Here is a 13,953-nt window from a genome sequence, read left to right as displayed (position 1 = left end):
CTTCTTCCGTCCTCAATTCACTATCGCCCGCCCAGAGCAAACGTTACGTTTCAATCTGGGTGGTTATCCGATTGTGACCTTCCTGTTACCAACGAGATGTAACAGTAGCGTCTCGGCGAATGCAGAGCAAGCCAGATTGCGGTTTTTCTTCTGGATATCTGGGAAGAGCCGCACATAATGAAACGACAGCTGATTCCTGTGAATGAAGTGAATCAATCTCCGTGGAGTCGCCGGGGCTTTCCGTGGTCGGCATGAGTAGTGCGCACTCGTGAAGTTTTCCTTCGGGGGTGTCCCGCACCATTTAGCGCTTACCTCGCCGCGCCACCCCCGGTGGGGGAGGGGGCCGTGGCAAAGTGGACGCCGATGAATAAGAACACGAGTCCCCAGTCCAGATCGTCAGCGCGCCCACGCGCGCACGTGCGTGGGCGCGGTGATAGTGCTGAGCACTCTGAGCGCGGGCACCGCAGAGATCGTCGAGATCCAGCGCAGCGCATCAAAGGGGTCGAGTCCGACAAGGCTCGCGCCCGCCGCGCGCAGGCCCCGACCACGCTCCGCGGGCGTATCCGCCGCATGCTCATCGTCGTTGGCGTTCCGAACCTCGTCGTCGTGCTGGGCATTCTCGTGGTCGCTATCGCGGCACTGCTTCTGACAAGTTCCCCGTCGGCATGGCTGCCCACCATCGTCGGGGAAGCATGGATGGTCTTTAACCTTGCGCCTATTCGCGCGGGCGGTATTGACGTGGGCTTTATCCCGGTTCTGCCTGCGCTGCTCCTAGCCTGGCTGGTGGGGCGGCGCGTGCGGGCGGCGGTTAAGGATAAGGCGAGCATTAACGACCTCATCGTTTTGAGCGTGTGCGTGTTGCTGGTTCCCTTAGCCCTTACTGTCATCGCATGGCTGATGCTGTGGGACGCTGGCAAGGTCTACGATGTTTCCCCTCCGGAGCTGTACCGTGTGCTTCCCCGCATGTTGTTATTGCATGCGGTCGCCCTCATTGGTGGAATGGGCCCACGCCTGTGGAAGGCCCTGGCCAAGCGCAGCGGGGTCCCCCGCGTGTTCGTCGATGCCGCCCAGATAGGCTTGAGCTACCTCGGATACCTTTTTGCCGCTGGTTTCATTCTCGTGGTGGTCTTGTGGGGAGTCGGTTGGTCGCGTCAATCAGAGATGCTCGCCGAGTATCCAGTCCTTAATGCACTGGGAACCGCCGGGCTTTTCCTGCTGAGCGTTCTCTACCTCCCGAACGCTGCCGTTGCTGCGGGAGCGGTCCTGAGCGGTTCGGAGCTGCACATCGGTGAAGGCACCAGCGTGAGCCTCTTTAGCGGCCACGTGGTTCCGCTTCCACCGCTGCCGTTGGCTGCCGCAGTTCCACCGTCGATTAGTTCCTGGGCTGCTGTCCTGCTGATTGTTCCCGCCGTTGCGGCAGTGGTGGCGTTTTACCGTCGCCGCGCCCTGGTCTCCTTCCAGGTTGCGCTCGTGGCTACCGTTACCGGTGCGGTAGCCGCTCTCGTGGCTGTGTACGGCGTGTCCGGCACGCTGGGGGTGTACGGCTACACCGGTCCCGAGATATGGACCGCGGTGGGCCTGAGCTGTCTATGGTGCCTAGTCGTGGGGTGTGCATTCGCAACGGCGCAGGCAGTGACGGCGTGGCGTGCGCGCCGCGCGGCTGCCCCGGAGGCTGCCCCTGAAGCGCCCACAGAGACTGAAGAGGCCGTGCAAGCACCGGTCATCACGGCGAATGCTGTGCCGGTTTCTGCTTTGCTTGACGACGCCCCCGACACAGCCGTTGCCGCAGAGCCTACGACCGAGACCGAGCCTGAACCCGAGGATGACGTGGAAGAGGACAGCGAGCCGGAGACCGAGGCCGAGGGGGACGACGAGCAACCAGTCGAGGATGCAGAACCAGAGGAAGAAGACGTGTCTGAGGCAGAGGACGAGGCCCCCTCTAAGGAGTAAAATTCCCCGGTTCAGGGCGGCAGCGGCTAGGCTGTAGCGCGTGACTACACCGCACCAGCCCGCTGCTTCTGCCCGCCTTAACGTCGTGGTTCTTGTTTCTGGAACCGGTTCCTTGCTCCAGGCCATCCTCGATGGCCAGGATGAGCGCTATGGCGTCGTGAAGGTCGTCGCGGACGTGCCCTGCCAAGGCATCGAGCGCGCGCAGGCGGCGGGAATCGCCACCGAGGTCGTAGAGATGGGTGCTAACCGCGCCGAATGGAATAAGCGTCTGGTTGCCGCAGTGGATTCTGCGCAACCAGACGTTGTTGTTTCTGCAGGGTTTATGAAGATCCTGGGGAAGGATTTTCTGGATCGCTTCGAAGGTCGCACCATCAATACCCACCCCGCGCTCTTGCCCGCTTTCAAAGGCGCGCACGGCGTGCGCGATGCGCTGGCTTATGGCGCCAAGGTCACAGGCTCGACCGTCCACTTCGTAGATGCCGGCGTCGATACCGGTGCCATCATTGCCCAAGAGCCCGTGCGGGTCTTGCCGGGGGATGATGAGGCCAGCTTGCACGAGCGCATCAAAGTGGTCGAAAGAGAACTCATCGTTGCCGTCCTTCGCGCCACGCGCGTGAAGGGCGAGGAACTCAGTGTTCAGCTCTAACTACCTCTCATTACCGCAAGGAAGGCTTAAGTCCCCGTACCATGAGCGAAGATCGTAAGAACATCAAGCGCGCACTCATCAGCGTGTACGACAAGACCGGTTTGGAGGACCTTGCCCGGTCCCTGGATAAGGCCGGCGTGGAGATCGTTTCCACCGGTTCCACCGCGAAGAAGATCGCGGACTTGGGCATTGAGGTCACGCCCGTCGAGAAGCTCACCGGCTTCCCGGAATGCCTCGAGGGTCGAGTCAAGACTTTGCACCCGCGCGTGCACGCGGGGATCTTGGCGGATACCCGCAAGGAGGACCACCTGAAGCAGCTGGAGGAGCTGGAGGTGGATCCGTTCCAGCTCGTCGTGGTGAATCTGTACCCCTTCCGTGAGACCGTGGCTTCCGGCGCTGACTTTGATGGCTGCGTGGAACAGATCGATATCGGTGGACCGTCCATGGTGCGCGCGGCTGCCAAGAACCACCCGTCTGTTGCTGTGGTTGTGGATCCGGCTCGCTACGGTGAGGTGGCTGACGCGGTGGCCAACGGCGGCTTTACCCTGGAGCAGCGCCGTGGTCTGGCCCGCGATGCCTTCCTGCACACCGCTGATTACGACGCCGCGGTGTCCGCATGGTTCGTCGATCAGCTCAGCGAGGGCGAGGAGACCACCCCGCTGCGCTACGGCGAGAACTCTCACCAGAAGGCAACCGTGACCCGCATCGGTACCACTGGTTTGGCTAACGCGAAGCAGTTCAACGGCAAGGAGATGAGCTACAACAACTACCAGGATGCCGACGCCGCCTGGCGCGCCGCCTGGGATCACGAGCGCCCGTGCGTGGCCATCATCAAGCACGCCAACCCGTGCGGCATCGCGGTGTCTGAGGAGTCCATCGCGGCTGCTCACCGCGCGGCCCACGCCTGCGATCCGATGTCCGCCTTCGGCGGAGTCATCGCTGTGAACCGCGAGGTCACTGTGGAGATGGCCGAGCAGGTCAAGGAGATTTTCACCGAGGTTATTGTGGCTCCGTCCTACGAGGAAGGCGCCATCGAGGTTCTCAAGGCTAAGAAGAACCTGCGCGTGCTGCAGGCAGAGCATGAAGCGCCCAAGGAGGAAGTTAAGTTCATCTCCGGCGGCATGCTCACCCAGGAGCCGGATACCTACCAGGCAGAGGGCGATAACCCGGCCAACTGGACCCTGGCTGCTGGTGAGGCTCTGAATGAGTCCGACCTGGCGCAGCTGGAGTTCGCTTGGCGCGCCGTTCGTGCGGTGAAGTCCAACGCCATCTTGCTGGCCAAGGACAACGCCACCGTGGGCGTGGGCATGGGCCAGGTCAACCGCGTCGATTCCGCCAAGCTCGCGGTGGAGCGTGCTAACACGCTGGCCGACGGTGCCAACCGCACCGAGGGCTCCTTCGCTGCTTCCGATGCTTTCTTCCCGTTTGCCGATGGCCTGGAGGTTCTCCTCGACGCCGGCGTCAAGGCCGTGGTTCAGCCGGGCGGCTCCATCCGCGATGAAGAGGTCATCGAGGCCGCCAAGAAGGCTGGCGTGACCATGTACTTCACCGGCACTCGCCACTTCTTCCACTAAGCCTGGCAAAGGCGCTGCCATGGGCAGCACACAGCCGCTTCCTTCATTCCTGCGCACCACTGCGCGGGAAGGGGAGGCGGCTTTCGCATGCACGGAAGCTTTTCCCTCGAGGACAACAACTGCCCTAAACGACGAAGTTATGCGCCGCCACGCGGTCAGAGGCAATAACTTTGGCAACAAGGGCAGCTTCGGCGCCACGGCGTGATGACCCGGCGGTGCGCGCTACTGCGCGTGGAGCGAAGCCACCGCGAAGCCAGTGTTGTCCGCGGGATTGCCGCTGGCGTCCTTATACGTAAAAGTAAAGCGCAGATCCTGGTGATCTGCGATGTTGATGGGCATTTCGAGAGCTTCCTCTGCTGGAACCTCGAAGGAGGCCAGCTCAGCACCGTCAGCGCCGTTGACGGTAACGGTGGCACTGGCAACGTTCGTATTTGCGCGGTCATCGCTAAATCCAAAGACAGCGATAAGTTGGCTGTGTCCTTCGCTCAGCTGCACGTCAGCGATGTTGGTGCTGCCGGACTGCGAGACATAGGAATCCGGGAAGAACGTGCGGGCAATGACTACGCCGCCTGCTTCCAAGTCGGTATCGATACGCCCGGCCGTGGTGATTGGAGCTCCCGCGAGCGAGGCGGTCGTCGTCGGCTCAGGGGAGCCACCGGCCTGCGCATCGTCGGTGGACTCGCGGCCCCAGATAAACCACGCGCCCACCCCGAGGACCACGGTCAGCACGATGAATAGGGAAATCAGCGCCGCAATAGCGCCGCTGAAGCGCCCCTTGCCTTGTGGAGGAGCAGGCGCGGAGTACTGGGGCGGCTGGGGTTGGGGCGGTGGCGTGGGCGCGCCACCACCGAAGGAAGGCTGCGCCGGGGTGCCAGTGGGCTGCCCACCAAACGGCGGTGTGTTGCCAAAGCCACCCGGGCGAGCCTGTGGCTGGCCGGGTGGAACGGGAGAACCGCCGGGGCGGCCAAACCCGGGGGAACCGAAGCCGGAAGGGCCGGAGTTATGCGGCGGCGTGCCCGAAGGGCCGGTAGGAAAAGTCATGGCGGGAGAATAACAGCCTTTCCGTGCGCAGGAAGGTGGAGCAAAGAGGTACCTCTAACAATCTAAACTCTGTGACACCGTCTGTGTGGTGTGAGGGACACTCCCGTGGGAGTACTCCCCGCCACGTTCGAACGCCACCGTCACCAGTGCGGCTGTGTAAAGATAGTAAAGATAGAAACGTGCCCACAGGGCGCACTTGACATGTCTAGATCTACGGAGGCCCCGGTGACTGATTCAGATCGCAACCACGGATTCGGCTCCCAGCACCCGCAAGGAAATGGTGGCCAGCCACAGCCTTCCCGCAAGGAAACTCACCCGGACACTGTGGATTTTGAGGCCCCGCCCACCCAGGAACGCCCCGTGCACCCTCCCGCCTTCCCGCAGGAAGGTGAGCGCAACTACTCCAACCCCTTCGCCCAATCCGGAGCGCAAGGCAACTACGCCCAGCAGCAGTTTCCCACCCAGCAATTCCCGCCCCAGTCAGCAGCGCAGGGCGGCGGCCAGTACGAACAACAACCGGTTGCCTATTCCACTGCCTACCCGGAGAGCGCGCCGGCACACCGTGGTTCCGGCAACGGCGGAAAGTATGTGCTCATCGCCGTGCTGATCCTGGCGGTGCTGCTCGTCATCGCCGCGCTGGCCTACCTTATCTTCTTTAAAAATAGCGGCACGGGAACTCAGGCTGATGCACCCCTGACCACCGCGGCGCAGCTCACCGAGGACAACGACGACACCCAAGAGACGGTTTCTGCGGCGGATGAGGCAAAAAAGACCACGGAGGAAACTACGACGAGCTCCGCCTCACAGAAACGCCCGGAGCACCCCGACTTGCCTGCGGGGGCGATTCCGGCGAACGACGCCGCGCGGAATAATGAGCCCGGCGGCAACTTCAACAGCGTCTACCGCGGCACTGAGGTGACGTCGGAACCATTCGCCAACGCTGTGCGCGACGAGTACGTCAAGCACTGGGTGGATACCCATGAGTACGACGCCACGATTGAGGCCTTCAGCCCAACCACCAAGCAGAACTACACAATGGATTGCTCCGATAACGGTGAATTTGTCACCTGCAAAGGTGGCAACAATGCGGTTGTGTACATCCTCTAATACGCAGGCGGTCAATGATGAAACATGCAGCAGCACGAGTGGTGATCGCGGGGATTGCGGTGGCGTCGCTAAGCGCCTGCACCATCGGCGATGTCTCCGCGCCGGAGCAACCCACGGCAGCGAGCAGCCCCCAGCCCACCCTGCCTGAGTCCACCCCCGAAAAGGAGCCACCCGTGATTGAGGCCTCCGACATCCACGAAGCCCTCGAAGCCATCGCTGCCGACAACCCGGGGACCGGAATCGCGGTGGCCGGCGCAGATACCGTCGCCGCAGCAGGCATCACAGACCCGCAGTCCGCATGGTCCACAGCGAAGGTGCCGCTGGCCATTGCCGCCGAGCGCGCCGGCGTGGCCGATCCGGAGACCGTGTCGCGGGCGATTACCTTTTCCGATAATGCCGCGGCCGATTCCCTCTGGGAGGCACTCGGCGGGGGAGAGCACGCCGCGCAGGCAACCCAGGAGATCATCGGCACGGCTACTGTCCCCGCCACGCCACCGCGCCCCGGCTTTAGTGCATTTGGCCAAACGCAGTGGCCGGTAGCCGAGCAAGCAGAGTTTGTCGCCGCCCTGGGATGTCAGCAGGGCACTGACCCCGTTCTGGCAGCCATGGGACAGCCCGATCCCGCACAGCAGTATGGGCTGGGCACCCTCGAAGGATCAGTCATGAAGGGCGGCTGGGGTCCAGCCGAGGACGGGGCCTATGAAGCCCGCCAGATGGGGCTTGTCTCACTGGGCGGGCACACGGTGGCGGTGGCCATCTATGCCAAGGCCGAATCCGGGGACTACGGAGAAGCCCAACAGATGCTCACGCGCCTAGTCAAGCAACTCGCCGCCGCCGAGGTGGAATGGCCCGATGCAGGTTGTCAGCAAGGCGCGGTCTAAGGACCCCTAGCGCGGCCAGTAATCCTCGAAGGTCCCGGCCTCGCCATCGATGTCATAGTCCGTGCCGCGGATGGTGAGTACGGAACCGGTGTCCTCACCGCTGGTGGGGTCGAGGATGGAGGCGGTATAGGAGCTGCCCTCACCCCGGGCCGGTCCGAAAGCGGCACCGCTAGACCACACGCCGCGGTAGAAGAGCGAGTCCTGCTTTTCGCAGATAACGATGTGCGAAACCGGATCGGAACCTGCGGCGGCGAAGACCATGTCCTCGCCCTGCTGGCAACGCGCCTCCGGGTAGTCGGACCAGCCGGCCGCGGTTAGGCCCTCTGGGACGTCAGCAGCTCCAGGGCTGGCTGAGGTCTCTGGTGCTTCCTCGCTCGGCGCGCCTTCCGTGTCCTCTTCTTCGTCGTCTTCTGGTGCGGTTTCTTCCGCGGAGGATTGCGCTTGCTCCGAGGATTCGGCGGTACTGGGGGTTTCCTGGCCGGTGGAGCGGACGTGATTCCAGATCACGGCACCGGAAATCAGGAGTGCGATAAGGATGGCGATCGCGCAGATGATCGGAACGAGGTTGCGCTGGTCGGGCTGGGTCTGCTGAGGCCCGCCGTGCACAGGGCTCGTGTGCTCGTAGGGGTTAGTGCCAAATCCTGGGGTGGTCATAGGGTCCTTGGAAAACTATAGAGAACAACAGGTAGCATAACTGGCTCCCGCATGCCTGACTGAACCACGGTGAAGTCCCCTCCATTTGGGGGCGATGGGACATGGCACCCTCATGCTTGGTTGTGCATATGGTGCAATGGGGCGGTGACTAATTCCTACTTCGTGCAATGGCTGACCCAGCAGAAGCGGTACACCAACGTGTACCTGCTGGGTGAAGGCGGCATGGGGCAGGTCTTCCATGCCACCGATCCGGATCTTTCTCGTGAGCTTGCCGTCAAGGTGCTGCTGGATGATGTCCGCGATGAAGCCTCCCGCGCCCGCTTCAACAACGAAATGAAGGCGCTGACCAAGATTGGCAGTCACCCGGGAGTGGTCCAGTTCTATTCCAAGGAGTCCACGCCGCGCGGTGACGACGTCATGATGATGGCGTTCATCGACGGCGGAACCCTGGCGCACGCCATCCGGGAACGCGCGCAGGAAGGCCGGGGGTTTAGCGTGGCTGAGGTGGTCTACTACCTCACGCCGATTGCTTCGGCGCTGGACTACATGCACCACGAGCTACATCCCGGGTGGGTACACCGCGATATCAAGCCCGCAAATATCCTGTTGCGCAAGACCCCGGGCAGCCTGCCGCCTGCCGTGCTCAGCGATTTCGGGATCAGCATCGAAGAGGGGCAATCCCGTCTGACGAAGGTTGGCCACATCGTGGGCACTGAAAAGTACCTGGCCCCGGAAAATAATGGTCATGCCTATGGCGATGACGATATGTCGGCGCGCGCGGATGACTACTCGCTAGCGCTTATTGCATTCGAGATGCTCACGCTGCATCACCTTAAGGACACGATGCCGCGCAGTGAGTGGGAAGGGCAGCGGCGCATCCCGGACTTGTCTAGTGATGCTTTCACGACGTTCCTGGCGAAGGACACCGCACGGGTGGTGACTCAGGTGCAGACTGTCCTGAACAAGGCGCTGGATAGCGTGCCCATGCAACGCTATGCGCGCGCCCGGGATTTCATTGCCGCGCTTGACGACGTCTCCCGTTCCCAGCCCACCACCAACCAGGCGACGGAACCCGCGCAGCCACGGCAGGCAAAAACCCCTGGGCAGCCGACGCAATACTGGCCGCGACCTGCCGGTTCCTTTGGGTCTGTCGAGCAGGCTATGCCGACCGGTTTTGTGGCTCCCGCTAACCCTGTCGCCTCACCCGGGACGGTATCTCCCTCCACGCCGGTGACTCCTGCGGTACCGGGGGCTACCGTTCACAAGCGTGCAGCGGCAGAGCCTAGAGCTGCCAAGTCAGCCGCAAAGGATAATCAGAACGCTCTGATCATCACAGTCACCGTTGTTGTCATCATCCTCATTTTCGTGGTGACATGGGCCATCGTGTCATAGTCCCCAACAGGCTGGGGGCAAGCGGCTTGTCCCCGCAGTACTGTGGTGAGAGCCGCTACACTGTAGGGCATTGTTGAGGCATATCGCCGAGCCGAAAGGCGATGTGCGCGAATCGTCCAGCCGCCTACGGAGGTGTCCATGAGCCAGCAACAGCCACTCCCATCGCACGACGCGCCCCGGGGGCCCAGGCTGCGCATCGATGACCTGATCGGCGGCGTGCTGGTCATGGCACCAGGCGAGGAAGTAGTCGTCGGCCGCGCTGGTGACTTCCGGGTCGGCGAGGGGGACCTCACCCTGCACCGTCAGCTTTTCCAACTGTGGTACGGCGGTCAAGGCTGGATGATCTGCAACGTAGGCAGCCACATTCCGCTGCGCATCGAGCTGCGCGGGGTTAAGGGATTCTCCCGCATCGATCTCGGCCCGCGCTCGGTGGCGGCCCTGCCGCCGGGCCCGTCACGAATTACGTTTGAAACCCCGGAATGCCCTTATGAGCTCTACATCGATGTCGAAAACAAGAACTACTCGCGTCGGACTAAGCGCGAGCAGGACCTCGATGAGGAGCGCACCCGCACCCGCCATGTGCCCAACGATGAGCAGGAGGAGCTACTGCGCCAGCTAGCCAGCTACCTCAAGAAGCCGGGCTCAACTGATGCCGATATTCCCTCGGTGCGCGAGATTGCTGAGGCTCTGGACTGGACCGAAAAGAAAACCAACCACAAGATGGATCGCCTCGTGGACAGTCTTCGGGCGGACGGCGAAAAGGCCTATAAACCGTATAAGACCTTCTTGGCGCATTACGCCATCCGGCACGGTCGTTAGCGCGTCGTCTTCTTGCGGTCGGCCGCGGCAGCGGCGGCTGCCGAAATGGAGTCGTTGCGGTTCTTCAGCAGCTCCAAGGTAGTGGCTTCGGCGTTGTCGGGAGGGGTGGTGCCGAGGACGGCTAGGGCGGCGTCGGCAAGCATGGCGGATTGCTCCGGCACGCGCTGCGAGGCGTCGAAAGGCGCGGTGCCATCGTTGGGGCGCATCTCAATGACGGAGAGCGCGATGTGGAAAGGAAGCTCGACGCGCGGGTCATCATCACCAACAATGCCAGCGGCGGCAGTGCGGAAGTGATCCTTGAGGCGGTCACGCTGCTCGTGGTACTCGCCGAACTCCGGGGAGTTAGCCACCGGAAGCTGGTACAGGCGGCCCACGTTCCACGCCGACGTCAAGAGCAGGCGGGACTCCGCGGCGACCAGGGACCACAGGCGCTGCGCCGGCGCTGCATCCGAGGCCGCGAGCTCCTCCGCGAGCTCGAGTGAGGGCTCGATGGTGGAATTCAGCAGGGTGAGGAAGATATCCGTCTTGGAAGGGAAGTGATAGTACAGCGATGCCTGCCGGATACCGACGGCATCGGCGATCTGGTGCGTCGAGGTTGTCGCAAAGCCCTGGGTGGTGAAGAGCTCGGATGAGGCATCCAGGATTTCCTCGCGCGCGGTGTTTCCCCGGCGGCGTGGGCTATTCTTCCTTGGCCTGCCAACGCTACCTGCCATGAGGCGGACTCCCTTCGATAAAACTTATGCAATAACTGACGGCAAGTCAGTAATCGTACACCCCGCCGCGAACGGCGTTCGTCAAAGCGTAGCTTTGACTTCAGCTAACCACATTACCCTGCCGGATCATTATGGATTCGACGGCAGCGGAGACTGTGCGGCACGCCGAGCCGTAGGCGGTGCGGTCCAATGGCGGAAGGTCTTCGAGAATAACGCTGTGCTTGTCGACGCCCTCGTACCACCGCCCCAATTCCAGCGCGACGCCCGTGCCCCACGCCAGGCTCAGGCCTTCTGCCTCGGCCGAGGTGAGCAATTCGCGCTCCACGCCAATGGCAAGGCGGTCAGGGGTGGGTCGAGGAGCCGGCGCTGCCCAGCGGGCTATGGCCGAAACGGGGGCGAGTAGGGAACGGCGAATGGACACCTCGGCGGAGCGGTCCGGCAGCCCGTCCACGAGCTTGAGGGGCGCTGGCCGCTGCGATACAGCCTCGGCATAGAGTTCCTCCTCGCCGCCGGTGCCCAGCGGCAGGCCGGCATCAGCGCGAGTTGAGGCGCATTCCGCGACTGCGCCGCAGGGCAAGCCAGCCTCGATGATGACCTGCTCCAGCTGCTCGTCGGCGCCCAGCCAGGTGATGGGAAGTGAAGGGAGAAGATCCCCGCGGGCGGCAGCGCCTGTCAGCCGCACAGGGCTAGCAAGGCCTGGGGAGCGAACAATATCGGTGACCACGCGGGAAAACCACGCCGCAAGCTCGACCCCGTCAGCCCGGTGGGCGGTGGCATTGCGCAGAAGGTCCTGGGCTTCTTCCAATAGTCCACGCGCATGGGCGGGGGAGTGGCAGTGGGCGGCTAGTTCGCTGAGATCGGTAAGGGATTCGTGCAGCGGCATCAGGTGTTAGTTGCCTTTCCGTCAGGGGCTTTCTAGCTCTTCAATGTAGCACTGGGAATTTGTGGGGCGGCAGAGCAACCGCCCTAACCGCGAAAACGACGACCGCCGCCTGCCTACCCCGAGGTGGGGAAGGAGGCGGCGGCCTGAAAGCTCTTTTGTCCTGTCCTAGTGAGTCACGAGTACAGCGGCAAAAGTGCGCTGTTGAAACCAGCTAGTGTTTAGCGGGACGTGAACGGCAGGAGAGCCATTTCGCGTGCGTTCTTGACGGCAGTAGCAACCTGACGCTGCTGCTGCGGGGTCAGACCGGTGACGCGACGGGAGCGGATCTTGCCGCGGTCGGAGATGAACAGACGCAGGGTCTTGATCTCCTTGTAGTCAACCTTCTCAATGCCCTCGGCCTTGAGCGGGTTCTTCTTCGGGCGGCGGGTCTGCTCCATACGGAACTTCTTGTGGTTATTACGCTTGACAGCCATTGTATGGGTACCCCTTTACCAGCTGGACTTGCGAACGCCCGGCAGCTCACCACGGTGAGCCATGCCGCGCATACGGACACGGGACAGACCGAACTTGCGGAGGTAACCGCGCGGACGTCCATCAGCGGAGTCGCGGTTACGGACGCGGACGCGGGCGGCGTCGCGCGGCTGACGGTTCAGCTCGAACTGCGCCTCGAGGCGCTCTTCGTCCGGGGTGTTCGGGTTCTTGATGATTGCCTTGAGCTCAGCGCGACGCTCCGCGTAGCGGGCGACGATTTCCTTGCGCTGCTCGTTCTTGGCGATCTTTGACTTCTTAGCCATAAATTATCGCTCCTCGCGGAATTCGACGTGCTTGCGGACGATCGGATCGAACTTCTTCAAGGTGATGCGATCCGGGTTGTTGCGCTTGTTCTTACGGGTCACGTAGGTGTAACCGGTGCCCGCAGTGGACTTCAGTTTGATGATTGGACGGATGTCATTACGTGCCATCTTTAGATCTTCTCCCCACGTGCGCGAATCTTAGCCACGACGGACTCGATGCCATCGCGGTCGATGATCTTCATGCCCTTGGTGGAAACGGTCAGGGTGATGGTACGGCCCTCAGAGGGCAGGTAGTACCGACGACGCTGCACGTTGGGGTTCCAACGGCGCGAGGTGCGGCGGTGCGAGTGTGAGACCTGCTTGCCGAATTCCGGCTTGCGGCCCGTTACCTGGCAAATAGCCGACATGGGTCTTCTTTCTCCTAGCCGCCCACATCGAAAGCGACTAACGGAGTGCCTATTTCCGCGGTGAGGCGCGGCGCTCGAAAAAGTGAGGTTGAGCAGGAGGCTTAATCCGTTGAACACCAGTTGATGAGGGCGTAAAACGATTACTTTGACAACAGCAAGGGGAAATCTTACATGCCACAGCCTGCAGAACCTAATCACCGCCGGCATGCGGGCGGGTTTGGATACCTCTGATCTATACCTGATCTATGGCGCGTTCCTGCCGAAGAGGCAGGTGACGGGTGTGGTTGTGGATTTTGTCCGGCGTAGCGCGGCGGTGGCGGCCAGAGCGATTTCGGTTTTAATGCTGGTGGCCTGTAGGATATGTCAAGTTGTCGGCACGAGCCGCACAGTTTGTAAGTATAGAGACCCAACTCGGGCACGATCCTTTCACACTTCCTTCCACGCCGGAGATGTGTTGCGGAAGGAACCGACCCGTAGTTCAACCCTGAGGGAATCGACATATGAAGAAAGATATCCACCCGGATTACCACCCGGTGGTCTTCAAGGATGCCGGTACCGGCCACTCCTTCCTGACCAAGTCCACCGCTACCTCCGATCGCACCGTTGAGTGGGAAGACGGCAACGAGTACCCGCTCATCGTCGTTGACGTCACCGCTGAGTCCCACCCGTTCTGGACCGGTGCCCAGCGCGTTATGGATACCGCTGGCCGCGTTGAGAAGTTCAACCAGCGCTTCGGTGCAATGGCTCGCCGCAAGAAGAAGAACGCGTAAGGAGGATAGGAAAAGATGGCAACTCCTAAGTTTAAGAAGTCCCGCGCGAACACCCACTCTCGCCGTTCCCAGTGGAAGGCTGACAACGTCGCCCTCCAGGAAGTCACCATCGACGGCCAGACCGTGCGCATCCCGCGCCGTCTGGTGAAGGCCGCCAAGCTCGGCCTGGTCGACGTGGAGCAGTTCTAAGGCTTTCTAAGCCTCAAGGCTGCGAATTCTGCCCCGAGGGATTCACCCTTTCTGAGTGAATCCCTCGGGGCATTTGTGTTGGCCTAGTTGCCCGCTGCAGTGACTCATTCTCGAGGCTGCAGTGCTCGGCTGC

At 62.2% G+C, this 13,953-nt stretch carries 17 protein-coding genes; 9 read left to right on the top strand and 8 right to left on the bottom strand.

Annotated features, from left to right (window positions below; genetic code table 11):
- The first annotated feature begins 345 nt into the window (after positions 1-345).
- The 3 genes from HMPREF2932_RS00860 to purH are packed head-to-tail and all read left to right on the top strand — an operon-like array spanning position 346 to position 4,170.
- Positions 346-1,950: a cell division protein PerM gene (locus HMPREF2932_RS00860; protein ID WP_246818596.1), complete on the top strand. Its 1,605-nt coding sequence runs from the start codon at positions 346-348 to the stop codon at positions 1,948-1,950.
- 40 nt (positions 1,951-1,990) lie between these two features.
- Positions 1,991-2,596, top strand: a complete 606-nt coding sequence (purN, locus tag HMPREF2932_RS00855) for a phosphoribosylglycinamide formyltransferase (protein ID WP_071409395.1) — start codon at positions 1,991-1,993, stop codon at positions 2,594-2,596.
- A gap of 41 nt (positions 2,597-2,637) precedes the next feature.
- Positions 2,638-4,170 carry a bifunctional phosphoribosylaminoimidazolecarboxamide formyltransferase/IMP cyclohydrolase gene (gene purH / locus HMPREF2932_RS00850; protein WP_071409394.1) on the top strand — a complete coding sequence of 511 codons (1,533 nt, stop codon included), beginning with the start codon at positions 2,638-2,640 and terminating at the stop codon, positions 4,168-4,170.
- Between the two features lie 222 nt (positions 4,171-4,392).
- Here the strand turns inward: purH and HMPREF2932_RS00845 are convergent, their stop codons facing one another.
- On the bottom strand, positions 4,393-5,211 hold the full coding sequence (locus tag HMPREF2932_RS00845; protein WP_071409393.1) for a flagellar basal body-associated FliL family protein: 819 nt from the start codon (positions 5,209-5,211) through the stop codon (positions 4,393-4,395).
- 225 nt (positions 5,212-5,436) lie between these two features.
- Between HMPREF2932_RS00845 and HMPREF2932_RS00840 the strand changes: the two genes are divergently transcribed.
- Both HMPREF2932_RS00840 and HMPREF2932_RS00835 read left to right on the top strand, forming a co-directional pair.
- Positions 5,437-6,318, top strand: coding sequence for a hypothetical protein (locus HMPREF2932_RS00840; protein ID WP_071409392.1), 882 nt, complete (start codon positions 5,437-5,439; stop codon positions 6,316-6,318).
- 14 nt (positions 6,319-6,332) lie between these two features.
- The gene (locus HMPREF2932_RS00835) at positions 6,333-7,199 is read left to right on the top strand and encodes a hypothetical protein (RefSeq protein WP_070681906.1); all 867 of its coding nucleotides are present in this window, start codon (positions 6,333-6,335) and stop codon (positions 7,197-7,199) included.
- A 6-nt stretch (positions 7,200-7,205) separates the two neighbouring features.
- On the opposite strand, the gene HMPREF2932_RS00830 is transcribed toward HMPREF2932_RS00835, so the two are convergent.
- On the bottom strand, positions 7,206-7,853 hold the full coding sequence (locus HMPREF2932_RS00830) for a hypothetical protein (protein ID WP_071409391.1): 648 nt from the start codon (positions 7,851-7,853) through the stop codon (positions 7,206-7,208).
- 144 nt (positions 7,854-7,997) lie between these two features.
- Here HMPREF2932_RS00830 and HMPREF2932_RS00825 point away from each other — a divergent pair, with 144 nt between their 5' ends.
- On the top strand, positions 7,998-9,245 hold the full coding sequence (locus HMPREF2932_RS00825; RefSeq protein ID WP_071409390.1) for a serine/threonine protein kinase: 1,248 nt from the start codon (positions 7,998-8,000) through the stop codon (positions 9,243-9,245).
- 138 nt (positions 9,246-9,383) lie between these two features.
- The gene (locus tag HMPREF2932_RS00820) at positions 9,384-10,064 is read left to right on the top strand and encodes a hypothetical protein (protein ID WP_071409389.1); all 681 of its coding nucleotides are present in this window, start codon (positions 9,384-9,386) and stop codon (positions 10,062-10,064) included.
- Here HMPREF2932_RS00820 and HMPREF2932_RS00815 read toward each other — a convergent pair.
- From HMPREF2932_RS00815 to rpmB, 6 genes are all read right to left on the bottom strand, one after another.
- Positions 10,061-10,777, bottom strand: a complete 717-nt coding sequence (locus HMPREF2932_RS00815; RefSeq protein ID WP_070545568.1) for a TetR/AcrR family transcriptional regulator — start codon at positions 10,775-10,777, stop codon at positions 10,061-10,063. The genes HMPREF2932_RS00820 and HMPREF2932_RS00815 overlap by 4 nt on opposite strands.
- 100 nt (positions 10,778-10,877) lie before the next feature.
- A complete protein-coding gene (locus HMPREF2932_RS00810) occupies positions 10,878-11,660 on the bottom strand; it encodes a hypothetical protein (protein WP_071409388.1) in 783 nt (260 codons plus the stop codon).
- Positions 11,661-11,878: 218 nt separating this feature from the next.
- A complete protein-coding gene (gene rpsR, locus HMPREF2932_RS00805) occupies positions 11,879-12,133 on the bottom strand; it encodes a 30S ribosomal protein S18 (protein WP_010187626.1) in 255 nt (84 codons plus the stop codon).
- Between the two features lie 15 nt (positions 12,134-12,148).
- Positions 12,149-12,454 carry a 30S ribosomal protein S14 gene (rpsN, locus tag HMPREF2932_RS00800; protein ID WP_010187625.1) on the bottom strand — a complete coding sequence of 102 codons (306 nt, stop codon included), beginning with the start codon at positions 12,452-12,454 and terminating at the stop codon, positions 12,149-12,151.
- A gap of 3 nt (positions 12,455-12,457) precedes the next feature.
- Entirely contained in the window at positions 12,458-12,622 is a 165-nt protein-coding gene (rpmG, locus tag HMPREF2932_RS00795; protein ID WP_010187624.1) for a 50S ribosomal protein L33, read from the bottom strand.
- 2 nt (positions 12,623-12,624) lie between these two features.
- Positions 12,625-12,861 (bottom strand): 50S ribosomal protein L28, encoded by a 237-nt coding sequence (gene rpmB / locus HMPREF2932_RS00790; protein WP_010187623.1) that lies wholly within the window; start codon positions 12,859-12,861, stop codon positions 12,625-12,627.
- 500 nt (positions 12,862-13,361) lie between these two features.
- Between rpmB and HMPREF2932_RS00785 the strand changes: the two genes are divergently transcribed.
- A complete protein-coding gene (locus HMPREF2932_RS00785; RefSeq protein WP_005530151.1) occupies positions 13,362-13,631 on the top strand; it encodes a type B 50S ribosomal protein L31 in 270 nt (89 codons plus the stop codon).
- A 15-nt stretch (positions 13,632-13,646) separates the two neighbouring features.
- Complete coding sequence (rpmF, locus tag HMPREF2932_RS00780; protein WP_010187615.1) at positions 13,647-13,820, top strand: 50S ribosomal protein L32; 174 nt, start codon at positions 13,647-13,649, stop codon at positions 13,818-13,820.
- The last annotated feature ends 133 nt before the right edge of the window (positions 13,821-13,953 follow it).

It is taken from the genome of Corynebacterium sp. HMSC074H12, assembly GCF_001813755.1.
In the GTDB taxonomy this organism is placed as follows: Bacteria; Actinomycetota; Actinomycetes; order Mycobacteriales; family Mycobacteriaceae; genus Corynebacterium; species Corynebacterium hiratae.
This window is presented reverse-complemented; position numbering and strand designations above follow the sequence as displayed.